This is a genomic window from Rheinheimera salexigens, from assembly GCF_001752395.1.
Taxonomy (GTDB): Bacteria; Pseudomonadota; Gammaproteobacteria; order Enterobacterales; family Alteromonadaceae; genus Alishewanella; species Alishewanella salexigens.
In genome coordinates this window covers 1139195-1164728 of the sequence record NZ_MKEK01000001.1, presented here as the reverse complement: position 1 = coordinate 1164728, position 25534 = coordinate 1139195, and the positions used below count along the sequence as shown (strand labels likewise).

Sequence of the window (25534 nt, the reverse complement as noted above, 5' to 3'; positions counted from 1 at the left end):
AATGCGTTATTTACTGGTTTTAGCATTACTGTTAGTGAGCTCATGTAGCAATAACCCAACTAGATTTATTTTAGCGCCACAGGCATTTGCAGCGCCAAGTCAACTGTTAAGCCAAAGCCAGTTTAGTTTAATAGTGCTAGATAATCGTGCTATGCCTTATACCCTAAGGGTAATGAAAGACGGTAAAAGTTACCAACTTAAAACCAGTAATAACTTAGTTGCCCATTTACAAAATACAGTTGCCCAAACTTTAACTCAGCAAGGTGCGGCGCTTGATAGCAATAGCACTAATCAAGTGAAAATCCAAATAGCCCAGTTACAGGCATTAGTGCAGCAGAATACGTTGGATCATACAGTGACTAACCAAGTCGCATTGACAGTTAATGTTAAAACTGCCGCCGGTGAGTTTAATAAAACTTACTCTGGCGACGGTAACACTACGGGTCCTTTTAAAATGGACGTGGCAGTTGTTGAGCGTGACTTGAGAGAGTTAACCGAAAAAGTTTTAAACCAACTATTACAAGATAATAGCTGGCAAGAGTTTTTACGGAGTTAAACAATGATAAATCGACTGCTATCAGCATCTGTATTAAAAGTACTATTAACCGTATTATTTACAGTACTATTAAGTTGTAGTATGAATGCGCTGGCTGACCCTGGCCAATTTATTCAGCCCAACAATTTATATCCTAAAGTATTGATCAGTACTACTTTGGGCGATATTGAAGTAGAGCTTGATCGCAGTCGCGCCCCCATTACCGTCAATAATTTTCTCAGTTATGTCAAAGAAAAGCGTTATAACAATACGCTTTTTCATCGCTTAGAGCCTGATTATGTAGTACAAGGCGGCGGTTACAATACCGATTTCAGAGCTATTTTAGAGCGAGAACCTATCATTAATGAGTCTGGTAATGGTTTGAAAAATCAATATGCCACTATTGCCATGGCAAGATTAAATGATCCGCACAGTGCCACCAGTCAGTTTTTCTTTAATTTAAAAGATAATGCTAATTTAGACCCAGGTTCACGTTGGGGGTATACCGTTTTTGGTCGCATTACTGGCGGTGAAACAGTACTCGAAACGATGCGTCAGCAAGCGACAGATGTCTCGGTAGCGCTAGGTTGGCCCAATGTACCAGTCGAGCCAATTGTGATTAAAATGATTACCGTACTAGCCGAGCCAGAATTATAAAACAGACTATACTTGCCTTAATCGCTCTGTTTTAGGATTGTCTGTGGTGCATTATGTTTGAACATTTTATTGATATTAAATCACAGCAGTTAATTTATTACATTTCAGGCTATTTTTCTGGCCGCCTAGCGTATAGCGAATTACATTTATTTATTTGGGATACGCTAGAGGAATGGGCCCAACATAAGCTTAATTATCCACTTGAATGCAGTGCGCAAGAGCGGGTATTTTGGCATTTATTACACCAACTAGAATTTTGGCCTGAACCTTACCTACAATATGATCTGCAACTACGCCAAAGTATTCAAGACTGCCTGCGTTATTTAAAGGGCTATGGCATAGCGCCGAAAAACTGTGTTGGTATTAGACCATAATCACTTGACCTAATTTAAATCAACAGTAAAGTAACAGCTGTTTAAGTTGTCGAGTACCTCATTTGTCTTTTATCATTAACGGCCTACGTGGCCTGCATATTTATTTTCAACGTCGCGTTTTAAGCATTTTTATCTTAGGCTTTTCCAGCGGTTTACCATTGATGCTGGTGTTTGGCGTGCTATCTTTTTGGCTACGCGAAGCGGGGGTATCTCGTGCTGAGATCGGCTATTTTAGCTGGGTAGCTTTAGCTTATGCTTTTAAATGGCTGTGGTCACCGCTAGCCGATCATTTGCATCTGCCTTTTCTCCATACCCGCTTTGGTCGTCGCCGTAGTTGGTTATTGTTATCGCAGATAACCGTAATCGCCGCTATAGCCGCGATGGCATTTACTGATCCGCAACAAAATTTAGCCTTAATGGCAGCCTTTGCCGTTTTATTAGCTTTTGCTTCAGCCACCCAAGATATTAATGTCGATGCTTTTCGCATAGAAACCGCCCCTGAAGAGTTACAAGCAGCTTTAGCCGCGGCTTATCTGACAGGCTACCGTTTAGCCATGATTTTAGCGTCAGCCGGTACCTTATGGTTAGCGGCATTATATTCAACGGGTAAAGAGTATGAGTTAACAGCTTGGCAACTCACTTACGCTACTATGGCTTTATGTATGCTGCCCGGTGTGTTAACAACACTATTAAGCAAAGAACCCGCTAGCCAATTACAGCAAAGTGCTAAACAAGCTGGCAGCTTTAATTTATTTAATTGGCTTAAAACGGCGGTTTTAGCCTCTTTTATTGATTTTATTCAACGCTATAAATGGCATGCCTTATTAATTTTAGGCTTAATTTCCTGCTATCGATTATCTGATATTGTTATGGGCGTAATGGCCAATACCTTTTATGTTGATATGGGCTACACCAAAGAAGAAATAGCCAGTATTTCGAAAATATTCGGTGTTATTATGACACTAGTTGGCGCAGCTTTAGGCGGGATACTGATAAACCAATTTGGTACCTTACGGATTTTATTTTTAGGCGCTATTTTAAGTGCAGCCACTAACTTACTGTTTGCTACTTTAAGTACTATTGGGCATGACTTAACATGGTTAACTTTAGTAATTTCGGCTGATAACCTTAGTGCAGGTATCGCTACTAGCGCCTTTATTGCGTATTTATCTTCTTTGGTCAATTTAGCATTTACCGCGACCCAATATGCCATTTTTAGCTCGCTAATGCTGCTACTACCGAAATTTGTTGGCGGGTTCTCTGGTGTTATGGTGCAGCACCTTGGCTATAATCAGTTTTTTATTATGACCGCTTTATTGGGTTTACCCGCATTAGTCTTAATTTTATTACTGCAAAAGTTTAAGCCTAAAATCGAAAACACCGCCAATTAGCGGTGTTTTTTCAAGACAACAGGTTGCTGTACACGAGTAACTAAGTGTTGTTGTCTAATACTTGCTTTAATCCTTCTACAGGATCAATATCTAGTGCTTGGCAATAACGAACAAACTCAATGACATCAAGTCGGCGCTCTTGATTCTCAACTTTACCAATAAAAGAATGTGGCGTGCCTAGAATTTCTGACAGGCTACGCATGGTATGGCCTTTTTCTTGACGTTGCCGCTTTAACCAAACACATAAGCGTTTGTTTTCATCTGACGTGACACTTTTAGTACCTTTCATGTTCTTATTCTCCCAGCGCTTAACGCTTGTGCAATAATAAATATACTTCCTGCATACATAAAAACCTTATTGCAAATGCAATAAGCAATATAAATCGGTTAATTAAACCACAGGATACGACAGGCGTACAGCAAGCTCAAAAAAAAACTTAACTATCGGGAAGTATAACGCGGCTATATTCGCCTAGCGAAACAATGCTAGTATAGTTCAAGTATAGCTTTAGCAACTTTTATTGATGATGAGTTTAATTTAACCAATGATTAAAATATTGTATTTTCTACCATTAATTATGTGTGCAATCTGGTTTTGGTATTTAAAGTCGCATAATTGGACTATTCGGCAAGGCTGGAAAGGCTTTGGCTACATTATTGCTTTTAATATAGCCGTTGCGGCCATGCTGACAATATTAATACAGCTCACCCAGCGTTAGCCACTGTGTGAGCAATATTAATTAAACCATTCGCGACTAAGCCGCTTAAACTGAGAACGACGAACCACAACCGCATGTTGTAGTTGCATTCGGGTTTTGAATGATAAAACGGCTGCCTTGCAAGCCTTCAGTATAATCGACTATACCGCCCATTAAGTATTGTAAGCTCATAGGGTCAACTACCATTGAAACACCTTGCTTTTCAATGACAAAATCACCGTCATTCACTTTTTCGTCAAACGTAAAACCGTATTGAAAACCTGAGCAACCGCCACCGGTAATATACACCCGTAGCTTTAATGCCGGATTTTCCTCTTCAGTAACTAATAATGCGACTTTTTTTGCTGCCGCTTCACTAAACTCAATTGGCACTGCCGGATCTGACATATAAACTCCATCGGTTAACGCTAGACTCAAATTATCTAATACTTGACTGTTTTATTCAAGTATTAGCCACTATTAGCCAATTAAATTAAACATCAGCATAATGTTTGCACTGCCCTATCAACAGCTTATGTTACACTTATGTCAAATACCTTTTTAGCAGTGTTAACTATGCAACGCTGGAAAATTTGGCTTCCTTCCTTGCAGCGCCGTTTAGCGCTGGCCCAGACCTCTTGGCAATTATGCTTACTGGCTATGCTAGGTGGTTTGGTTGCGGCGTTGCTGATTATTTTATTTCGCTTAGCCATTATTGGTATTCAGTTGTTTTTTCTGGATAAAAGCGATGATTTCTCCACCGTTCCTGCAGATATTCGCTGGATGTTACCCATCGGCGGTGCAATATTAATTGGTCTTATTGCTGCTATTACTGGCTATAAGCATTATCGCTTAGGTATTCCCTTTGTTATTAGCCGAATTAAATTAAAATACGGCGTTATGCCTTTTCGAAATACATTTAATCAATTTTTTGGCGGTATCTTAGCATTAAGCAGTGGCTTCTCTGTAGGCCGAGAAGGCCCTTCGGTTCATTTAGGTGCTTATGGCGCCAGCACCATCGGCAAATATTTACAGCTGCCGTTTAATAGTATTCGTATTTTAGCCGGCTGCGGTATCGCGGCGGGCATTTCAGCATCGTTTAATACCCCTTTAGCCGCAGTCTTATTTGTGATGGAAGTGGTGTTACGCGAATATCGGGTACATGTTTTTATCCCTATCATGCTGGCTTCTGTTGTCGGCTCTTTAATGACCCAAGCGGTGTTTGATAACACATCAGAGTTGGCCTTATTAGATATCGTGGCGATTAGTGGCTGGCATCTGCCCTACTTAGTGATCTGCGGCATTATTTTTGGTGTTATCGCTTACGTGTTTAATAGTAATTTAATGTTTTTACTTAAACTATTTAAAAACTGGCCATTAATGGTTCGACTTTGCTTGGCCGGTGTTATTACTGCGGCTATTGGTTATGCTATTCCTTTAGCCATGGGCGCGGAAACAGGCGCTATTTTTTATGCTGTTAATGCACCTGATGATATCAGTTTATTGGTCACCATTTTTATTGGTAAAATGCTGCTAACCTTATTTGCCTTAGGTTTAGGCGTGCCGGGTGGCGTGATTGGCCCTATTTTTGGTATTGGCATTGTGTTGGGCACCTTATTAGCGATAGTACCCGCGCTCGTTACCGGTGACAACAGTCTTGCCGGTACTTACGCCGTCTTAGGCATGGCAGGATTAATGGCTGCGACCATGCACGCGCCATTAGCGGCATTAGTTGCCGTGATGGAATTAGCTCATAACCCCACTATTATCGTGCCGGCTATGTTGGTTATTGCCACCGCTTATGTCACTGCGGTGCAGTTATTCAATAATAAATCGATTTTTTTATTACAACTAGACTTCTTACAAATGCCGTATAAATTATCCCCCGCCGACGATGTCCTGCAAAAAGTGGGCGCCTTAGCCATGCTGGACACTAATTATCAATTACTAGATAACCCTGATGACACTGCCGTGATGCAGGCTTTAGATAATTTAACCCCTCCAGCACAAGTGTTAGTTAGACGTGGTGAAGGTAATGATACCCAATTCTTTCTAGCAAGTTACGATGTGCAATTATCCATGACCGGTGACAGCCCGTTACAATACACGCCATTAGTCGGCCTTAGCCATCAGGTAACATTGGCTGAAGTATTTGCTATCTTAGACCAACCTCGTGAAGGTGCCGTCTATATTTATAAACAACAAGATCCCTGTCAGTTAATTGGTATTATTCGTTGGGATCAAGTACGCAGCTTATTGGTTAAACAGAATAATTTATTATGACAACGATATTAGTTTATAAAGCCTTACACATTTTTTTTATGGTTGCCTGGTTTGCCGGTCTTTTTTATCTGCCGCGATTATTTGTCTATCATGCTGAAACAAGCAGTGTCGACTGCGATCAGCAATTTAAAGTGATGGAGCGTAGATTACTTTATTTTGTGTCACCCTTTGCCATTCTAACCTTAGTATTTGGCCTGCTGCTTATCTATAGCTATGGCGTAGCTTGGTTTAAACTAAGTTATTGGCTACATGCTAAGTTGCTACTAGTGTTGGCTTTATATGTATATCATGGTTATTGCTTTAAATTGTTAGCCGACTTTAAGCAGAATAGAAATCAACGTAGCTCACGGTTTTATCGCGTATTTAATGAACTTCCAGTACTAGTGTTATTAGCCATTATATTACTGGCTGTGCTTAAACCGTTCTGATCTTATTCGCTTTTAAGCAGCATTTTTGGCTATAATAGCCAGCACTAACTGGCCGATTCCGGCAGTGATAACTTCTTACCGACATGAGCACTATGTATGAGTTTCACAGGCGAACATATTCTTTCTGTACATCAATTTGACCGCGATAGTATTCAAAATATTTTTAACATTGCCCGCAATATGGCCCCTTATGCTAGCCGTAATAAACGCACTAAAGTGTTAGAAGGTGCTATTTTAGGTAATTTATTTTTTGAAGCCAGTACCCGAACCCGAGTGAGTTTTGGCTGTGCTTTTAATTTACTAGGTGGTGAAGTAAGAGAAACCACCGGTATGGAAAGCTCGGCCTTAGCTAAAGGTGAATCGTTATTTGATACCGCTCGAGTGATTAGCAGTTATAGCGATGTGATCGCCATGCGCCATCCGCAAGCAGGCTCTGTTGCCGAGTTTGCCTTAGGCAGTCGAGTGCCGGTTATTAACGGTGGCGACGGTGCTAACGAGCATCCTACCCAAGCTTTGTTAGATTTATTTACCATTGAACGCGAACTGGCATCTTCAGGCTTAACAGTAGATGGCATGCATATCGCTATGGTGGGTGATCTTAAACATGGCCGTACTGTGCACTCATTATCTAAGCTGTTATGCTTATTTAATAATATTCGCTTTACCTTAATAGCCCCTAGCGCGTTAGCTATGCCGGATGACATTATCAGTGCCATTGAGAATGCTGGCCATAAAGTGACGATTACCGACCGCTTAGAAGGTAACCTCAGTGCTGATATAGTGTATCAAACGCGGATCCAAGAAGAGCGTTTCAGTTCAAAAGATGAAGCCAATTTATATCGCGGTAAATTTCGCTTAAATCAGCAAATTTATACCCGTTATTGCAAGTCAAATACCGTCATTATGCATCCATTGCCGCGAGACTCACGCGAGGAAGCAAATGAGTTAGATAACGACTTAAACCTTAACCCTAATTTAGCCATTTTTCGCCAAGCTGATAATGGCATTTTAGTTCGCATGGCGTTATTTGCCTTAACCTTAGGTGTGGCTGATAAAGTTCAAGATTATGAATGCTCAGTGCCTTGGTTTAGCCACAAAAATGTTTAATAACAAAATTATTAAGCATATTTGTAAAGTACAGTTTTATCCCTAGCATACTGCTTACTATTTAATTATTGATGTTAATTATTGGAATTTAATCTCTATGTCGATTTCAGAACAACTATTTGCCCGCGCTCAACGTACTATCCCTGGTGGCGTTAACTCACCCGTTCGTGCTTTTAGCAGTGTTGGCGGTACGCCAGTATTTATCGATCATGCAGACGGTGCTTACATGTTTGACGTCGATGGTAAGCGCTATATTGATTACATTGGTTCTTGGGGACCTATGTTACTAGGCCATAATCATCCTAATATTCGCCAAGCTGTTATAGATGCAGCTGAAAAAGGCTTAAGCTTTGGCGCGCCTTGTGCGGCTGAAGTCGATATGGCAGAAATGGTCACTAAATTAGTACCAAGCATGGAAATGGTTCGCATGGTCAGCTCAGGCACTGAAGCCACCATGAGCGCCATTCGTTTAGCCCGCGGTTATACCAATCGCAATACCATCGTTAAGTTTGAAGGCTGCTATCATGGCCATGCTGACTCGTTATTAGTTAAAGCCGGCTCTGGCGCGTTAACTTTAGGCGTACCAAATTCTCCTGGCGTACCTGCCGACTTTGCTAAATATACCCTTACCTGTGAATTTAACAATTTAGCCCAACTTAAACAAACCTTTGAAAATCATGGCGATGATATTGCCTGTATTATTGTAGAACCGGTTGCAGGCAATATGAACTGCATTCCACCAGCCCAAGGCTTTTTACAAGGCTTACGCCAACTATGTGACCAATATGGTGCAGTGCTGATATTTGATGAAGTGATGACCGGCTTTAGGGTCGCTTTAGGCGGTGCTCAGGCGTTTTATGATGTAAAACCTGACTTAACCACTTTAGGTAAAATAATTGGCGGCGGCATGCCGGTAGGCGCGTTTGGCGGTAAACGAGAAATTATGCACCACATAGCACCTTTAGGTCCGGTATATCAGGCGGGTACTCTATCGGGCAACCCAATTGCTATGGCTGCTGGTTTAGCGTCATTGACCGAGCTAAGTAAACCTGGTGTGTATGAAGCTTTAACCGAAAAAACCCGGGTATTAGTCAGTGGTATTGCCGCTGCAGCTAAAAAACACGGTGTGCCCCTAGCAACTAACCAAGTTGGTGCTATGTTTGGTTTGTTTTTCACCACAGAAGCTAACGTCAGCAACTTTGCTCAAGCAACCCAATGTGATATTGCCGCCTTTAATCGCTTCTTTCACTTAATGCTACAACAGGGTGTATATTTAGCGCCGTCTGCCTATGAAGCCGGCTTTATCTCATTAGCCCACTCTGACGCCGATATTGCCCACACTATTGCTGCTGCTGAACAAAGCTTCGCCGCGCTTTAGCGTCGATGTTGTAACCAAACAATATCGGTATCAAATGGCCTAGGTTGTACGATATAACCTAGGCCATTGCCATTACTGTATATAGCCAGTGGCCAAGCCGGCTGAAACCAAGTGTGGTCTCGCATCTGCTGATCTTGCCAAAGAAATGATTGTAAAATTTGCTTATTCGGGTTTAACCAATATATACCGCTCTCATCCACAAACCATTGTTCACTTGTGACCTGACGCCAGTCTATTGTTATGGGTAAGCTTTGTATAAGCTGTGCTTGCTGATTTTTTAGTGCTAAAACAGATAATTGCCCCGTTGCTGCATGTTGTATTATTAGTTGTTGTTCTCTTCCACAACGCACATCTGCTACATCTGAATAAAGTGCCTGCGTCCCCTGCTCTGTCGCCATAAATAATTGCCAATCACCATCTGTTAGCGCTGTCCAAACTAATTGTTGCTGACAACTGGCGTAGCGGCCTAAGCTTTGGCTATTCGCTTGCTGCTTTGCTAATGTTAACTCACCTGTTGCAATATCGATTGCATTTAGCTGGCTATCAACCACCAGCATTAATTGTTGCTTATGCCAAAATAATTGCTGAATTGGCTGTTGCCGAGTAAAGTTGGTCAACTGGATGCTTTGCCCTGACAGGTTTTGTAACCAAACTTGACTCACCCCTGAGCGTTCAGAAATATAAGCCTGCATCTCGCCATTGTCGGCTAATAAATACTCACTTCTATTACTCATTTGCCAAGGTGTAAGTTGCCGAGTTGAATCTTTAGCCAAAGCAACTTGATAAATATCACTAGTGTAATTTAAGTATTGTGTCGCTAACACCTGTCCAGGATAACGTGAAGCTTGGGCTAAGGGGCGAGTTAACGGCCCTAGGTCTTGTTCTGATTTAGCCTTAAAGTCATACACTATTAAGTTTTGATTAAAACTCGACAATAATAGGGTTGTGTCATCCCACCACGCCATATCATTTATCTTGCGGTTAAAACGTTGTAACAAACTAAGTGTGGTGGTATTTAAATCTACGGTCAGCAACACAGTATTGTTTGCTGTTTCATGGGCTAACAAATACAAGGTATCTTGCTGAATTAGCATGGCCGATACGCTATGCCATATAAATGCATATGAAGCTAATCGTTGTGCTGGTTGCTGCTGTTGACCAGACCAAAGTTCTAAGCGCTTATTGTTATTATCTGCATCATTAGATTCTAGAGTATCTAACCATAACCATTGCTGCTGCCACTTTATTAACCCTTGCGCTTGCAACTGGTTACAGCGCCATAATAATTCAGCGTCAGCCACTTTGGGATATAATTGTTGTTGAAAAATAGCACAAGCCAGTTGGTTGGTTTGACCACTAAAAACAATATGTTGATTATCTAACCACTGTGCTGCTGATAGTGCTAAATATTGTTGGGGTAAAAAGTGAGCCCGACGACTTTGTAAGTCTTGTTGCACCCAACCTAAGCTGGTTTCACCTAACTGTCTATGTTGATAAATAACTTGGGTTTGTTCAGTGTTTAATATCGGCCAATACTCTTGACCATTAAGTGCACTAATAGGCGTGATAGTATCAGGTAACTTTAACAGTGGCTGGGTGGTATACAACGATAAAATAAAAGCAAAACCAGCGCTACCCACTAGCAACACTAAGGTGCTAATAATCACAAATCGCCACGACCAAACATGATCTGTTTGCCGTTTGCTATAAGACGATATTTCGGTTGAGTTAGCTGTATTACCTGGTGCTAAATTGGCTTTAGCAGTATCGGCTAAATGCAATGCTACATTCTGCTCTGATAATGCAGATTGCTGCGCTATCGATATCAGACTGCTCGGGCTAATTTCAGCCAGCCAGCGATAGCCTTTTTTAGGAATGGTCGCAATATATCGCGGTGCTCTAACATCATCACCCAGCACTTTACGCAGGGCACCAACGGCACGCATCACCGCAGCATCAGAGCCCGCATCTGCTGGCCACACATTATCCAGCAACATATCTTTTGTTAGCACGACATTGGGCTGGAGCAGAAAATAATTTAATAAACTATGCAATAAAGGTTCAAGCCGAATCATTGCATCAGTTGGTTGATCAATTTGGCTTAATTGACCGTAAATAACCTGATATTGCCATTCACCAATACGCACTACAGGTTCAAGTTCTGACATAGAAAATCCGTTCGACAATAAGTGTCATCGAACGGAGTATACCTTAACTAACTAGAATGTTTAGTATTTGCCTTGCTTTAACACATTTGGCAAGCGACAAAAACGTTAAGCCAGCTTGTCAGACTTTTTGTCACTTGAAGTATCTGTTTTATCTTTATTTCGCTCAGGAGAAGTGTATATATCAGGATCAGTACACAGCGGAAACCAAGTACAAGCAAGTAACTGACTCTGACCAACTGGCTTTTGGAAATGATGTTGTTGTTCCAGGTCGACTACGAGCGGTTGGTTCAGCATAAGCTGGCCAAGTAACATACTTGATGCAATTATAGAAACCATCGTTATTCCTTATTATTAGGTCGGCAACAAACCTAATCTATAAAAATAATCATGGTTAAACTCGATAATTAACCGATAAATTTATTACAAAGATCCGATACTCGGCGTAAATTCAGCAATATCGATATCACCAAACTCATATTCTAGATAATAAATATCCTCTTCATTTGCACTCAGACTAAAGCGGCCCAATTGCATCTTCTCAATTACCACTATAGATTTTTGTTGTGAAAAATCATAATAACGTAATTGGTATTCCATGCCGCCATGTAAATAAGCATAATAAATACCTTTTTCACTCAGAGAAAAAGTTAATGTAATTTGAGTTTCTGGTATATCTAACTTAATTAACTCTGCTAGCCCACCTTGTTGCTGAATATAAAACTGTTTATTGCCACTATCTCGCCAAAAAGTATAATTTGCTTTGGCACTTTGTAAATATAATTCCCGCTCTGTCGCGATCACGCTATCTAATTGTTTATTTGCTAGATTGTAACTAATAATTTGCCAACGGCCTTGTTTAGATTGGGCATAATATATATTTTCAGCATTTTTTGACCAGCTTGGCATACTGATGATATCGCTCGCTCCACCCACAACATGCTGTAACTTTTGCTCTGCATCGAGCAACCAGATTTCATTATTTAATTGCAGTAACAACTGGCTGCCATCAGGCGAAAACTCAATACTTCTAAAGCGCTTACTTTCGGTAAAAAAGGTTTTTTGGCTTTGACGGCCGTCCGGATAAAAAAACCATAATTGTGGCATACCAGAGCGTCGTGAAACAACAGCCGTCGGACCATTTTCGATAGGGCTGGCAGCAATATACGTTTCGTTACGATTAGAGCTAAAAGCGACGTGCTTTTCGGCGACGGTTTCATGCAGTGGATTATTGGTCTTTATAATATTTATCCGAGAAAAGTCCCCAGCAGACACTAATACCTTACCTGAATTGGTGACTTGTAGCTCACTGGCATAATCGTCGGTAAAAGCAATAATACTGCTTTGTAAAGATTGAATATCTACCCGACTAATTGTGTTATTGCCTGAAGGATAAATAATCGCCGTATCCTGTAAGTTCCAATCAACATTACCCGGATAGATATCTTTAATCGCAACTAAAAATTGGGTGGCACGGCTGGTTAAATCTAATAGCCAAATTTGTGCAGATCCAGAAGCATCGCGCAAAAATACTAATTTATCGCCTTGGCGAGAAAAGCGCGCAGCATAATCGCCAAAACTACTGGCAGAAGGTGCGGTTAATTGTTCAGGATTTTGGCTATCTATCGCTAAAAGTTGCAGCACCAGTTGCCGCTGTTGGTTATCCATTTCTGGATACACTAAATAACGACCATCAGGCGACCAACTTAATCTTGCAGAGACCGAATTTTCGGCGCAATTAACTAATAAATTATCGCTAAGTAACTGAAGATTAGTTTGATCGAGCTGGATCATTCTAATCTCACAGCGACCGTCTGGATATAAGCGTTGATAAGCTACTTTACTAGCATCAGCATTAAAGCTAGCACCAAAACTATTATAAGCTGGATCCGTAAGCGTTATGCGCTTGCGTTGCTGCAAATCCTCTAACATTAATATGGTACTTTTATCCTGCTGCGGATTGGCATAGCTATAAACCAAATAGCGCTCGTCGGCAGAGGCGTTATGATAAAATTCTAAGCCATCTAATGAGGTGATATGGCGATAACGGTGCATTGGCGTGCTAACTTCAGCCGTTGGGCTTTTGCTTGTATTTAGCCACCAAATAAGGCCTGCTATACCTAACACTACCATCACAGCAGCACTGACTAAGTAATTGATCCAATGTTTAGACTTTACTGGCACAACTTCTGTTGTTGGTCCGTCGTGACTTTCTATTAGCACCGCTGAGACGGCAGTTACCGGTGCGATAAAGCGATATCCGCGTTTGGGTATGGTTTCAATATAGTTGGGCTCTCGAGTATCATCACCCAACGCCACTCTTAACACTCGAATAACGCGTGTCACTCGGCCATCAGTGACATCTTGAATGCCCCAAACATTCAGTAACAACTCGTCTTTTGTAACTAACTTACCCGCATGTAAAATAAAGTAGTTCAGTACTTTTTGGCATAAATTATCTAACTCAGCCGTTTCACAAATAATATTTTCAGCCGAATACTTCACCAGTTTATCTTGCTCTGGTAAATACTGCCACGCGCCTACCTGTAATGGTTGGTCTGGTTTTATAAACATAATATTAGTTAAGGCCTTTATTCATTAGCATATGATTAATTATCACATTCTTAATTATCACACTCTGTCGCTGCAAAATTGTCGTCACTAAATGCAGGTAGCAACAATACATTAACGCAGTTTGGTGCTTGAGGATAACCTGTAACTGTGGAAAATGCTTGTATACTAATATGTTCGGGTACTGGCCGTAAAATTGAGTTTACACCTTGCTGGCGGAAAAAACGGCTAAATACCGGCAAAGCCCCAGTACCACCGGTTAAGCCTATGGCTTTATTATCATCTTTACCTAACCAAACAGTTACCAATTTATTTTGATCAAAACCAACAAACCAGCTATCACGATAGTCACTGGAGGTACCGGTTTTACCTGCTAATATTTCCTGAGGAAAGGCATTAGCTAATGATTTAGCGGTGCCCGTTTTAGCGGCTTGAATTAAGGCATACTGTAATAAATAGGTTTCTTGTTCAGCATAACGTCGGGTTAATGCATCTTGGCGTTGATATAAAATATGACCTGCATTATCTGTCACGGCAAACAAGGTACTTAATTTACGATGTATGCCATTATTAGCAATGGTCTGATATAACTGACTCACTTCAAGCGGGCTCAGCTCTATAGCACCAAGCAAAGCCGCTGGGTGTAGTTTTACATCGCGCTGTAAGCCAAGCTTTTCTAACCCTGCACTAATAGTAGGTAAACCTAACTGTAAACCCAGTCTAACTGTTGGCACATTTAGCGAGTTAGCCAAAGCGTCCAGTAAAGTCACTGGACCTCGAAATTTTTTATCAAAGTTTTGCGGCTGCCAATCTTGATTATTACTGCGTAATCTTATCGCTGTATCTTGTAATTGAGTGGCCAAGCTATAGCGCCCGCGCTGGCTTAAGGCTTCTAAATATATTACCGGCTTAATAATACTGCCAATTTGTCTTTGCGCATCCAAAGCACGGTTAAAGCCGCTTTCAATTTGATTACGACTGCCCACTACCGCGACAATATCTGCCTGCTGATATTCGGTTACTACAACGGCGGCTTCTAGGGCCTGATCATAATTTTGTAATTGAGCGGTAACTGCTTGTTCAGCATCTTGCTGGGCTAAAATATCTAAATTAGTAAATACTTTAATGCCACTTTGGCGTAACTGATGCTCAATATCTAATTGGCGTAACTCTTTTTTTACGGCATCAATATAACTGGCGTAACTGGCGTTAGACAATTTGGCCCGTGCGACGACAGCCAGAGGTTGTTGCACAGCATGCTCATATTGCTGCCGGTTTAAAAAGTGCTGCTCAAACATTAAACGTAAGACTAAATCTCGACGTTGTAAGGCCCGCTCTGGATGGCGTCTAGGGTCAAAGTAGGACGGTCCTTTTAAAATGCCAATGAGTAATGCCGATTCACTGGTGGTTAATTCGGTCAGCGGCTTAGCAAAATAAAAACGGCTACCTAAGCCAACACCATGAATAGCGGTGGCATAGTTTTGGCCCACAAATACCTCATTAAGGTAAGCCTCCAAAATCTGATCTTTATTAAAGCGGTAATCTAAAATTAATGCGATTAACGCCTCATTTATTTTGCGCAATAATGTCCGTTCGTTTGTTAAATACATATTTTTAGCTAACTGTTGGGTTAAGGTTGACCCACCCTGCACAGTCCGCCCAGCGGTCACATTAACCCAAAGAGCGCGTAAAACAGCTAAAGGTGCTACACCATGGTGATGATAAAAATTACGATCTTCGACCAACAATAAGGTGTCTTTAAATATCTCTGGTACTTGCTCTAACCGAACTAACTCGCGATCTTCTTGATGCGGTGACACTAAATGTTCAATTAATTGTGGCTCTAAACGAGCAAAATTAAGCGGCTCCTTTTGCAAGCGCTGCATAATCCTATTAATGCCACTGCGATTAAACTCTACACTAAATAATTGCGCAGCTTCATAGCCATCGGTAAAGGTAAATGGCCGACGATAAATGGTAATATGATTGCGCGACACACTGTATTGGCCAGGCGCAGATAACTCTGGGTTGCGCTGATATTGTAAGGCGGTTAATTGCTGCAACACTTGCTGCTGAGTAATGGTTTTACCGGGTAACAATTCCATACTCCGTGCATAAATCTGGGCCGGTACTTGCCATTTTTGGCCAGCAAACTTCTTACTAATTTTGCTATCTAAATAAATAAAGTAAAACACTAAAACTAATACCACCACAGCCATCAGCTTTAGCATCAATAACACAAAACGTTTTAAATACTGTTTGTTCTTAGCTGGTTTAGCTTTAGTTTTACTCTGTGCTTTACTCGGGGTTTTACTGTTCGTTTTATTGCCTGTACTACTCATCGCAACATGGCCTTTTTAGTTTTAGTGGTTGGCGTAGCTTGGGCTGGTTGCTCGGGCCAAAAATGTTTAGGGTAACGCCCGCGCATTTCTTTGCGCACCTCTTGCCAGCTATTTTGCCAGAAACTAGATAAATCTTGAGTTAATTGTAACGGTTGTCTTCCCGGTGATAACAGCTCTACCGTGATAGCTAATTGGCCTTGTAAAAGTGTCGGCGAACTGGTTTGGCCATACATTTCTTGTACTCGTACTGATATTCGTGGGCCACCTTCGGCCAAATAATTAATTAACACTTTACTACCCGTTGGTGTTTGCCAATGGGTTGGCACTAACATAGCCATTTGCTGCTGCTGGCCATAATCTAAGCGTTGCATTAAATACTGATACAACGGCATGTCAGCTAATTGTTGCCGTTTATTTATGCTGCTCAACGCTGGGCCTAACCAAAGAGGCAAATCAGCCAAAAGTGCTTGCTCAGATACCGCTGGCCAGTTTTGTTTAGCTTGAAACTGTAATAATAGTTTTTGCCGAGCCATTAATTGCTGAGCGCTGTCGGACCACGTTAAGCAGTCTAAACCATTATTAGTAATATAATTCAGCCAAGCCTGCTGTTTTTCTGCCGCAGTTAAAGATAACGGTTGCGGCTTAGTTGCTAACCGGCAGCAGCCAAAGTTTAGCTGTTGTTCAGCATAAAAACGGCCTTTACTATCATCCCAGCCAGTAACTGTATGCCAGCTTAACTCGCTATGCCAATCGGTTAAAACTTGCTCTAGCGCTATTGAGACTGCATGGTAAATAATATTACGCTGGGCATACAGCTGCAAGTGTATTACCACCAGCCAAGGTTGTTGTTGTAATGCATCGTTGTCTTTAAGTGCCGCCCCAATCCCGCTTGCTAATTGATAACCATGACCACGACGTTTAGCCAGCCGGTCGGGAAACGCTCGTAATAGTAAGATTGGCACTAACTCTAACGGTAACATCGGCGTTATTTTACACCCTAACTGCCGACTTAGAGCTAAAGCTTGCTGCCACTGCTGAGGTAAGGTGGACTTAATCCGTGTCAGCTGCTGATACAAATCACCGCTTAACACACGACTATCTTCTAATAAGGCGGCTAACAAACAGCCTAAACCAGCGGCTCCTACCTGCCCTTGCTGCTCAAGTTGTTTAGCATGCAGTAACATGGCGGCTAATCTAGGATCAGTGGCTAATTGTCCCGCCGATACGCCTAGTGCAGTTTGGCGGCCATTACTATCCATTAAGCCTAATTGTTGCAGTAACTGCTCGGCAACGGTAATGGCTGCTTTTGTCGGAGCAGTTAACCAGTTTAAGTCGCTTACTTGCGCGCCCCAACTAGCCACATCTAAACGTAACTGGGTTAATTCAGCTATTTCTATTTCAGCGGGATCAAATGCGGCTCGGCGTTGCCATTTTTCTGCGGTATCAATGCGATAACACACACCTGGACTTAACCGCCCTGCTCGACCACTACGTTGAATAGCTGCCGCTTGGCTAATGGGCACAGTTTCTAAAATGGTAATGCCTTGCCGCGGATCAAAGCGAGCTCGTCGATATAAACCACTATCAATAACCACAGTAATGCCTTCAATGGTTAAACTGGTTTGAGCTAAATTAGTGGCTAACACTATTTTTCGCTGCCCAGTACTAGGCGCGGCAATAGCGGCTTGCTGCTGGGCTAGCGTCATACTGCCTAGCAACGCATGTACCTGAACATTCGTTGTTAAACTTTGCTGGGTCGACTGATGTGATTGCTGTTCAGCTGAGTGCTGAGCTAGATGTTGAGATAAGTGCTGGGCCGCTTGATTAATTTCGGCTTGGCCAGGTAAAAAAACTAAAATACTGCCCTGATGCTGTTGTAAGGCTTTGATGGCAATTGCTGCAGACTGCAGAGCGACAGCGCTATTTGTTGGCGTCACATAATTGATGACCACCGGATAACTTCGCCCTTCGCTTTGTACCACTGCTGCGGATAGCTGCTGGCTAAGTTTATCAGTATCCATAGTTGCAGACATAAGCAGTAACTTAAGATCGGATCTTAATTGCTGTACCTCTAAGCAAAATGCTAAGCCTAAGTCAGCATGTAATGAGCGTTCGTGGAATTCATCAAAAATTAATAAATCAACATTTTCTAATGTTGGATCTTGTTGCAACATGCCAGTTAAAATACCCTCGGTTACAATCAGTAATCGGGTATCGGCACTGGTTTTACTGTCATGACGAATTTTATAGCCGACCGTTTGGCCCACTGACTCACCAAGCTGCGAGGCAATATAATGCGCAATAGTTTTCACCGCTAAGCGCCGTGGCTCAAGCATCACTATTTTTTTATGGCTAAAATCTGAATGCTGTAATAACTGTAGCGGCAGATAGGTTGACTTACCGGCACCAGGCGGTGCAGACAACAACACAATATTGTGTTGTTGTAATGCAATACATAATTTAGAAAAAATCGCAGCAACTGGGAGCACAGCTTAACCTTTAACCTGAGGGCTATTTAAGCTGTGCAGTTTACCTTATGTTGCTCGTTAAATCAGTCTTGAGATTGCAAGGTTGCGCTGATAGTACGGATACCCATACCGGTAGCACCCGCAGCCCAATAGCCATTAGCACTACTGTTAAACGCTGCCGCTAAATCAAAATGTAACCAACCTTTACCGTCTTCATTAACAAAGCGACTTAAAAATGCCGCGGCGTTAATAGCGCCACCGGCACCGCCACCTTTAGCTGCACGACTATTAGCCGTATCAGCGTATGGTGATGGACACTGTTGCTGATGCCATTTTTGTAACGGCAATTGCCAGGTTAACTCATGTTGTTGCTCAGCAAGGGCTAAAGCTTTTTGCGCTAACGGCTGATCTAATGAAAATAACGCATTATATTCACTGCCTAAGGCCATAATAGCTGCGCCGGTTAAGGTAGCCGCATCGATAATTAATTTAGCGCCACTTTCTGTAGCACACATTAAGCCATCTGCTAACACTAACCGACCTTCAGCATCAGTATTTAAAATCTCTACCGTAGTGCCATTCTTATAGGTAATAACATCACCTAACTTATAGGCATTGCCACTAATTAAGTTTTCAGCACAGCACAGCACTAACCGCACTCGCTTGTTTAAACCTTGTAAAATAGCCAGTGCTAACGCTGCAGTGACTGTTGCTGCACCGCCCATATCACACTTCATGGTCGCCATACCTTCACTGGCTTTAATCGAATAACCACCGCTATCAAACGTAATACCTTTACCCACTAAAGCAGCCGCTGTCTCAGCGTTGTTGTCTCCGGTTGGATTAAAATCAAGTATCAACATAGCTGGTGGACGAGAGCTGCCCCGGCCAACGGCGTGCAGGCCTTGCCAACCATGGGCTAATAACTGCTCGCCTTGTAAAATTTGGCTTGTTACCGTGTCTTTTGCGGCAATAGATTGAATAAAGTCTACCGCTTGTTGAGCTAAAGTTACTGGCGCTAAATTCTCTGGGGTATCATTAACTATTTTTTTCGCCCAACTAAAACATTTCGCTAATTGCTCTAGATGCTGCTTAGTGTTGCTGTCGCCAGTAAAGCCCACACCACCCAGTTTTTTGGCACTACAAAAACCTTGATAAAAGGCCCATTGTAATTCTAATGTCCAATCCGAACCGACTAGTTGTACTTGGCGTAAGCCCATACTTTCAATACTACGAGCGACTTTTTGTACCGTTCTTTGCTGCTCTGTAGCCGTTAAGTGTATTTGGAAGCCATTAGCAACTGGACTAAATAATGCTTTACCCCATTTCGCTTCAACTGCATCTAATTGCAGACTGATTTCAATTATATCTGTCATACGTGCTTTATCCTGATGTCTTATTAACGCTTCTAAAAAAGAGGTTAAGTGTAACATATCAATGAAATAACTGCCGAGTATAGCCGATATAGCTTATGCTGCATTTATATAGCAACAACTATCGCAATAACGATTAGTGAATAAAAGATGACGAACAGGTAGAACGAATGTATACTGCGGCGCTTTTAAGATCTGATTGCGATTATAGCGATATTCTGCTATCAATAGCCGCCACATTTTTTGCTTGGCATTATACAGGAGATGATCATGCCAGAGGGCAAGACTACCAAAACCCTGGGCTTATTAGCCCTAGCAGGCGTAGCGCCATACCAACCAGCTGTTGGTGAAGAGTATATGAATTCCAAACAGCTAGAGCATTTTCGGCGTATTCTTGACGCTTGGCGTCAGCAATTACGCGAAGAAGTTGATCGCACGAAAAATCATATGGCCGATGAAGCTGCAAACTTCCCGGATCCAGTGGATCGTGCCGCGCAGGAGGAGGAGTTTAGTCTAGAATTACGCGCACGAGATCGTGAACGTAAACTATTAAAGAAAATTGAAAAGACATTACAACAAATCGAAGATGATGATTTTGGTTTCTGCGATACCTGCGGAATTGAAATTGGCATTAAACGATTAGAAGCCCGCCCAACGGCGGACATGTGTATCGACTGCAAAACCTTAGCTGAAATAAAGGAAAAACAGCTAGGCGGCTAACGATGCCGATTGTTCCTGTCTATACTGGCCGGTTTGCACCTTCGCCTTCCGGCCCTCTTCACTTTGGCTCTTTAATTGCAGCCACGAGTAGCTTTTTACAAGCAAAAAGTCAGCAAGGTCGTTGGTTACTTCGTATCGAAGATATTGATAGCCCAAGAACCGTGCCGGGCGCAGCAGATAGCATAATGCGTACACTCGAGCAGTTTGGCTTGTTCTGGGATGGCCCGATTATTTATCAAAGCCAGCGCCTCGATCGTTACCAGCATGTATTTCAGCAGTTAAAGCAGCAGCAATTAATTTATGGTTGTGATTGCAGTCGTAAAACGATTGCCGAGCAAGGTGGTATTTATCATGGCCATTGTGCCCAGCGTAATTTAGCCTCAGGTCGTTTAGCTTGGCGGTTACGTTCAAAGGTTAATCCAGAATTTAATGATTTAGTATTTGCTAAGCAGCGCATTAGCACTGAACTTGCAGCTGAAGATTATATTATTCAACGCCGAGATGGTTTGTTTTCTTATCAACTCGCCGTGGTCGTTGATGACTGGGATCAAGGCGTGACAGAAGTGATTCGCGGTGCCGACTTGCTTGAAATGACACCTCGGCAACAAGCTTTATTTAAATTGTTACGCGCACCTGTACCCAATTATGGCCATATTCCTGTTGCGGCCACTGCACCTGGCGTTAAGTTAAGTAAACAAAATCATGCCTGTAATATTGCACGCTGGCCGACTTCGTACACCTTAATCAAGGTTTTACATTTTTTAGGCCACACTGTACCCGCGGAGTTAAACTCAGCACCGGTTACAGAATTGTTAAGCTGGGCCATCCAACATTGGCAATTAGCCAATATTAGTCGGCAATATGAGATTTTACAGACAGAATTTACCTGATAACGTTCAGTTTCATTCTTTTTTGCTGCAAGCTGCGGTATTATTGGTCAGTTAACTTTATCGCCGCTAGCTTAGATTACTTTTCAGGAGAATTATCATTATTTCGCGCGTGTTAGATTTTTGCCGCCGTACATTAACCGGTAAGCAAACCACTGTACAAACTAATAAGCCTAAAGTGAAAGCAACAGCCGACCACATGGCGCAACCTGCAGCCGTGCGTAAAGCAGCCGGTGCTAGTGCTTTACCTGATGTAAAACGCTTAACGCGTGATCAACATTCTATATCTCGAAAACAAATAAGCCCTAATGCGTTAAAAGTATTATACCGGTTAAAAGATGCCGGCTATGACGCCTATTTAGTTGGCGGCTGTATAAGAGATTTATTACTAGGCCAGCAACCAAAAGATTTTGATGTCGTCACTAGCGCCCATCCTGAACAAGTAAAACAAGTGTTTCGTAATTGTCGGCTAATTGGTCGACGGTTTAGATTAGCCCATATTATGTTTGGCCGAGAAATTATCGAAGTTGCCACTTTTCGGGGCCATCACAGTGGTGCTGATGATGAAGAGGAAATAGCCGCTAAAAACAAAACAGCTAGTTTAAGTGATAAAGGCCAAATCTTACGGGATAACGTCTACGGTACCATTGAAGAAGACGCTGAACGCCGAGATTTTACCATTAATGCCTTGTATTACTCAGTGCATGATTTTGCCGTATATGACTTCGCCAACGGGTTAGAAGCGATTAATCAGCGCAAAATAGAATTAATTGGCGACCCCGAAACTCGCTTTCGTGAAGATCCAGTGCGAATTTTACGTGCCATTCGTTTTGCGACTAAATTAAACATGCAAATTGCGCCAGCCACCGCTGCGCCTATTCCACAACTTGCGGTAATGCTTAAAGAAGTCCCTGCTCCGCGTTTATTTGATGAATTAGTTAAAATGTTTCTCGCTGGTAAAGCCTTCGATAACTTTATGCTTATGCGTGAGTTGCGGGTCTTAAGACAGCTGTTGCCACTATTAGATAAAGCGTTGAATCAAGAACCTGAAGGCAAAGCCTTTTTATTAGCCACCAAAGCATTACAAAGCACTGATGCCCGTATTGCGGCCAATAAACCGGTAACACCGGCCTTTATTTTTGCTGCCTTGTTATGGTATCCGGTTGAAATTCGCAGTCAAACCTTAATGGTTGATAGCGGTTTAAATGAACTCGATGCCCTAAATATTGCTATGACCGACATTTTAGCTGAGGTGCAGCGCACTATCGCTATTCCAAAACGCTTTAGTTTAACTATGCGCGATATTTGGATTTTACAACATCGCTTAGAAAAACGCGGTGGACGTCGTGCGTTTAAGTTGCTCGAACAACCTAAGTTTCGCGGTGGTTTTGACTTTTTGCAATTACGCGCTGAAGCAGAAGCTGGTGATCTCACCGAGCTTGCACTATGGTGGGAGCGGTTTCAATTTGCCAATGACGCAGACAAATTAATACTTATTCAGCAGTTGGATAAAGCTGGTAATGATAAAAAGCCGACGCGGCGTCGTAACTATAAGCGTAAGCGCCCGGTAGATAAATAAGTATGACTCGTTGTTTTATTGGCTTAGGGGCTAATTTAGCCCAACCTATCGTTCAATTACAGCAAGCACTGTCGGCAATACAAGCGCTGCCTAACACTAAGCTCGTTGACGCTTCAGCATTTTATGGCTCTAAGCCTATGGGCCCCCAAGACCAACCCGATTATGTTAATGCTGTGGTAGCTATTGATACTGAATTAGCCGCTGAGGCATTATTAGATCACCTGCAGCAAATAGAGCAGCAGCAAGGCAGGCAACGTAAGGCTAACCGCTGGGGACCCAGAACCTTAGATTTAGATATCTTACTATATGGTCAGCAGATAATTAGTACCGAGCGTTTAACAGTACCGCATTATGGCTTAAGCCAACGCGAGTTTGTCTTATATCCATTGGCAGAAATAGCCCCAGAGCTGATACTACCCGATGGAACTGTATTACAGCATTTACTAACGCAAGTCCCTAAAAATGGCTTGCATGAACTAAGCAACTATTACAGCTAATTTATGCCATAGTTGCAGCCAACTAGGGTTTGTGCGATCTTGCGCAACCTGCGTGACAAGTAAGACGAGAATATAATGGCCAAAATTAACACCGCCGTGTTACAGAAAATGAAGCAGCAAGCTGAAAAAATTACCATGCTTACTGCCTATGATGCTAGCTTTGCTAAATTATTTGCCGAACAAGGCGTAGAAATATTATTAGTCGGTGATTCTTTAGGTATGGTATTACAAGGCCACAGCGATACGTTGCCAGTAACCATTAATGATATTGCTTACCATACACGCTCAGTTAGAGCCGGCGCCGCAGATGCGTTTGTTATCGCAGATATGCCTTTTATGAGCTACGGTACTTTAGAGCAAACATTACAAAATGTGATGCCGCTGATGCAAGCCGGTGCCAATATGGTTAAGCTGGAAGGTGGTGAATTTTTGTTGCCCACCATAAAAGCTTTAACTGAACGTGGCGTACCTGTGTGTGGCCACTTAGGGTTAACCCCGCAATCAGTACATGTTTTTGGTGGTTTTAAAGTGCAAGGCAAAAGTAACGAGCAAGCCGACTCTATATTAACCCAAGCCCAAGCATTACAAGCTGCGGGTATCCAGCTACTCGTATTAGAATGTATCCCGACAGCTTTAGCAAAACGTATTACCGATGCATTAACAATTCCGGTTATTGGTATTGGTGCCGGCAATGTTACTGATGGTCAAGTGTTGGTTATGCACGATATTATGGGCATTAGCAGTGGTTATATACCTAAGTTTTCTAAAAACTATTTACAGCAAACTGGTGAGATCCGCAGTGCCATCAGTACCTTTGTTAGCGAAGTAAAAAGTGGTATTTTTCCAGCAGCCGAGCACAGTTTTAACTAATTATGAAATTATTAACTTCAATCGCGCAACTGCGTGAGCAAATCGCTATTTGGCGACGCAATGGCGAGCGCATCGCATTCGTACCAACGATGGGTAATCTTCATCAAGGCCACTTACGCTTAGTCGATGTTGCCAAACAGCAGGCCGACCGGGTTATTGTCAGTATCTTTGTTAACCCAATGCAATTTGGTAAAAATGAAGATCTGGCTAATTACCCACGCAGTTTGGAGCAAGATTGCGCTGGCTTATCTGTCCACCAAGCCGATGCGGTATTTACCCCGACACCTGAAATGATGTACCCACAAGGTTTAGATAAACAAACCTTTGTTGACGTGCCATTTTTAGGTGACTTACATTGCGGTGAGAGTCGACCAGGCCATTTTCGCGGTGTTTCTACTATTGTCTGTAAGCTATTTAATTTAGTCCAGCCTGATATTGCCTGTTTTGGCGAAAAAGATTATCAGCAATTGGCTATTATTCGCCAAATGGTGGCTGATTTATCAATGCCTATTCAGGTTGTAGGCGTGAGTACAGAGCGTGCAGAAGATGGTTTAGCTCTGAGTTCACGTAATAACTATTTAACCCCAGAGCAGCGCGCACAAGCGCCTCAGTTATATCAAGTGTTGCAGCAATTAAAGCAAAAAATCGTTGCTGGTGATCATAATTACCGCGCATTAGAGCAAGCAGCTAAACAGCAATTAAGTGAGCTAGGATTAACCGCTGATTATATCAATATTAGTCAAACGAGTTCACTTGCTTTAGCTACTGCCGAAACAGATAAGAAAGTGATTTTAGCCGCTATCTTTGTCGGTAGCACCCGACTAATCGATAACATCGAAGTATAAACTTGTAACAAACCTATAGCTGGAAATCGCTGTGGCTATGCTTAAACTATTATAGTGTCTAGCCTCAGCGTGCCAACTTAAGCTACAAGCTTAGTCCATTAGCATTGTCGGAAGTACTTAAGCCCTAAATTTAGCCGCATCAATAATAGACCATAAATGGACAATAGCGGCAATAATGGCGGGAATGACTAAAAACCATAACGCATAACCGGCAGCACAAATTAGAAAAAAAATAATAGCGGCGAAAATACGCCCCTGTACTAACTGACCTAAGCCCGGAATAAATATGTTACATAAAGCGGCAATAACATTCCCGCCAGAACCTTGACCAGCCATAAGCTATATCTCCTCTGTTTAATTTTAATA

At 42.2% G+C, this 25534-nt stretch carries 24 protein-coding genes; 15 read left to right on the top strand and 9 right to left on the bottom strand.

Annotation, left to right across the window (positions count from 1 at the left end; translation table 11 throughout):
- Nucleotide 1 precedes the first annotated feature (1 nt).
- The 4 genes from BI198_RS05375 to BI198_RS05360 all read left to right on the top strand — a co-directional run bounded on the left by BI198_RS05375 (nucleotide 2) and on the right by BI198_RS05360 (nucleotide 2957).
- On the top strand, nucleotides 2-556 hold the full coding sequence (locus tag BI198_RS05375) for a YajG family lipoprotein (RefSeq protein ID WP_070048632.1): 555 nt from the start codon (nucleotides 2-4) through the stop codon (nucleotides 554-556).
- A 3-nt stretch (nucleotides 557-559) separates the two neighbouring features.
- A complete protein-coding gene (locus BI198_RS05370) occupies nucleotides 560-1192 on the top strand; it encodes a peptidylprolyl isomerase (protein ID WP_070048631.1) in 633 nt (210 codons plus the stop codon).
- A 53-nt stretch (nucleotides 1193-1245) separates the two neighbouring features.
- Complete coding sequence (locus tag BI198_RS05365; protein ID WP_070048630.1) at nucleotides 1246-1566, top strand: hypothetical protein; 321 nt, start codon at nucleotides 1246-1248, stop codon at nucleotides 1564-1566.
- A 62-nt stretch (nucleotides 1567-1628) separates the two neighbouring features.
- Nucleotides 1629-2957 carry an AmpG family muropeptide MFS transporter gene (locus BI198_RS05360; RefSeq protein ID WP_070048629.1) on the top strand — a complete coding sequence of 443 codons (1329 nt, stop codon included), beginning with the start codon at nucleotides 1629-1631 and terminating at the stop codon, nucleotides 2955-2957.
- Nucleotides 2958-2997: 40 nt separating this feature from the next.
- On the opposite strand, the gene BI198_RS05355 is transcribed toward BI198_RS05360, so the two are convergent.
- Nucleotides 2998-3246 (bottom strand): helix-turn-helix domain-containing protein, encoded by a 249-nt coding sequence (locus tag BI198_RS05355; protein ID WP_070048628.1) that lies wholly within the window; start codon nucleotides 3244-3246, stop codon nucleotides 2998-3000.
- Between the two features lie 256 nt (nucleotides 3247-3502).
- On the opposite strand from BI198_RS05355, the gene BI198_RS16060 reads away from it, so the two are divergent.
- Nucleotides 3503-3676 (top strand): hypothetical protein, encoded by a 174-nt coding sequence (locus tag BI198_RS16060; RefSeq protein ID WP_201243407.1) that lies wholly within the window; start codon nucleotides 3503-3505, stop codon nucleotides 3674-3676.
- Between the two features lie 45 nt (nucleotides 3677-3721).
- Here BI198_RS16060 and erpA read toward each other — a convergent pair whose 3' ends face one another.
- Nucleotides 3722-4063 (bottom strand): iron-sulfur cluster insertion protein ErpA, encoded by a 342-nt coding sequence (gene erpA / locus BI198_RS05350; RefSeq protein WP_070048627.1) that lies wholly within the window; start codon nucleotides 4061-4063, stop codon nucleotides 3722-3724.
- 138 nt (nucleotides 4064-4201) lie between these two features.
- Here erpA and BI198_RS05345 point away from each other — a divergent pair, with 138 nt between their 5' ends.
- The 4 genes from BI198_RS05345 (at nucleotide 4202) to hemL (ending at nucleotide 8851) form a co-directional block, all read left to right on the top strand.
- Nucleotides 4202-5938, top strand: coding sequence for a chloride channel protein (locus tag BI198_RS05345; RefSeq protein ID WP_235605253.1), 1737 nt, complete (start codon nucleotides 4202-4204; stop codon nucleotides 5936-5938).
- Entirely contained in the window at nucleotides 5935-6366 is a 432-nt protein-coding gene (locus BI198_RS05340) for a CopD family protein (protein WP_070048626.1), read from the top strand. The genes BI198_RS05345 and BI198_RS05340 overlap by 4 nt, the downstream gene beginning before the upstream one ends.
- A 96-nt stretch (nucleotides 6367-6462) precedes the next feature.
- A complete protein-coding gene (locus BI198_RS05335) occupies nucleotides 6463-7473 on the top strand; it encodes an aspartate carbamoyltransferase (RefSeq protein ID WP_070048625.1) in 1011 nt (336 codons plus the stop codon).
- 97 nt (nucleotides 7474-7570) lie between these two features.
- Nucleotides 7571-8851, top strand: a complete 1281-nt coding sequence (gene hemL, locus BI198_RS05330; RefSeq protein ID WP_070048624.1) for a glutamate-1-semialdehyde 2,1-aminomutase — start codon at nucleotides 7571-7573, stop codon at nucleotides 8849-8851.
- Here the strand turns inward: hemL and BI198_RS05325 are convergent.
- The 6 genes from BI198_RS05325 to pepB all read right to left on the bottom strand — a co-directional run bounded on the left by BI198_RS05325 (nucleotide 8848) and on the right by pepB (nucleotide 19773).
- A complete protein-coding gene (locus BI198_RS05325; protein WP_070048623.1) occupies nucleotides 8848-11019 on the bottom strand; it encodes a winged helix-turn-helix domain-containing protein in 2172 nt (723 codons plus the stop codon). The two genes, hemL and BI198_RS05325, sit on opposite strands and share 4 nt — an antisense overlap.
- A 105-nt stretch (nucleotides 11020-11124) precedes the next feature.
- A complete protein-coding gene (locus tag BI198_RS05320; protein WP_070048622.1) occupies nucleotides 11125-11355 on the bottom strand; it encodes a hypothetical protein in 231 nt (76 codons plus the stop codon).
- Nucleotides 11356-11439: 84 nt separating this feature from the next.
- Nucleotides 11440-13590, bottom strand: coding sequence for a winged helix-turn-helix domain-containing protein (locus tag BI198_RS05315; RefSeq protein WP_070048621.1), 2151 nt, complete (start codon nucleotides 13588-13590; stop codon nucleotides 11440-11442).
- 50 nt (nucleotides 13591-13640) lie between these two features.
- Entirely contained in the window at nucleotides 13641-15929 is a 2289-nt protein-coding gene (gene mrcB / locus BI198_RS05310; RefSeq protein ID WP_070048620.1) for a penicillin-binding protein 1B, read from the bottom strand.
- A complete protein-coding gene (gene hrpB / locus BI198_RS05305) occupies nucleotides 15926-18418 on the bottom strand; it encodes an ATP-dependent helicase HrpB (RefSeq protein WP_070048619.1) in 2493 nt (830 codons plus the stop codon). The genes mrcB and hrpB overlap by 4 nt, the downstream gene beginning before the upstream one ends.
- Before the next feature lie 62 nt (nucleotides 18419-18480).
- Nucleotides 18481-19773: an aminopeptidase PepB gene (pepB, locus tag BI198_RS05300; protein ID WP_070050678.1), complete on the bottom strand. Its 1293-nt coding sequence runs from the start codon at nucleotides 19771-19773 to the stop codon at nucleotides 18481-18483.
- A gap of 267 nt (nucleotides 19774-20040) precedes the next feature.
- Between pepB and dksA the strand changes: the two genes are divergently transcribed.
- The 6 genes from dksA to panC all read left to right on the top strand — a co-directional run bounded on the left by dksA (nucleotide 20041) and on the right by panC (nucleotide 25168).
- A complete protein-coding gene (gene dksA, locus BI198_RS05295; RefSeq protein ID WP_070048618.1) occupies nucleotides 20041-20490 on the top strand; it encodes an RNA polymerase-binding protein DksA in 450 nt (149 codons plus the stop codon).
- A 2-nt stretch (nucleotides 20491-20492) separates the two neighbouring features.
- The gene (gene gluQRS / locus BI198_RS05290; RefSeq protein WP_070048617.1) at nucleotides 20493-21380 is read left to right on the top strand and encodes a tRNA glutamyl-Q(34) synthetase GluQRS; all 888 of its coding nucleotides are present in this window, start codon (nucleotides 20493-20495) and stop codon (nucleotides 21378-21380) included.
- Between the two features lie 196 nt (nucleotides 21381-21576).
- Entirely contained in the window at nucleotides 21577-22956 is a 1380-nt protein-coding gene (pcnB, locus tag BI198_RS05285) for a polynucleotide adenylyltransferase PcnB (protein WP_141728846.1), read from the top strand.
- A 2-nt stretch (nucleotides 22957-22958) separates the two neighbouring features.
- On the top strand, nucleotides 22959-23453 hold the full coding sequence (gene folK / locus BI198_RS05280) for a 2-amino-4-hydroxy-6-hydroxymethyldihydropteridine diphosphokinase (RefSeq protein WP_070048615.1): 495 nt from the start codon (nucleotides 22959-22961) through the stop codon (nucleotides 23451-23453).
- A gap of 75 nt (nucleotides 23454-23528) precedes the next feature.
- On the top strand, nucleotides 23529-24323 hold the full coding sequence (gene panB / locus BI198_RS05275; RefSeq protein ID WP_070048614.1) for a 3-methyl-2-oxobutanoate hydroxymethyltransferase: 795 nt from the start codon (nucleotides 23529-23531) through the stop codon (nucleotides 24321-24323).
- 2 nt (nucleotides 24324-24325) lie between these two features.
- Nucleotides 24326-25168 carry a pantoate--beta-alanine ligase gene (gene panC / locus BI198_RS05270; protein ID WP_070048613.1) on the top strand — a complete coding sequence of 281 codons (843 nt, stop codon included), beginning with the start codon at nucleotides 24326-24328 and terminating at the stop codon, nucleotides 25166-25168.
- A 117-nt stretch (nucleotides 25169-25285) separates the two neighbouring features.
- On the opposite strand, the gene BI198_RS05265 is transcribed toward panC, so the two are convergent.
- A complete protein-coding gene (locus BI198_RS05265; protein WP_070048612.1) occupies nucleotides 25286-25504 on the bottom strand; it encodes a hypothetical protein in 219 nt (72 codons plus the stop codon).
- Nucleotides 25505-25534: the final 30 nt, after the last annotated feature.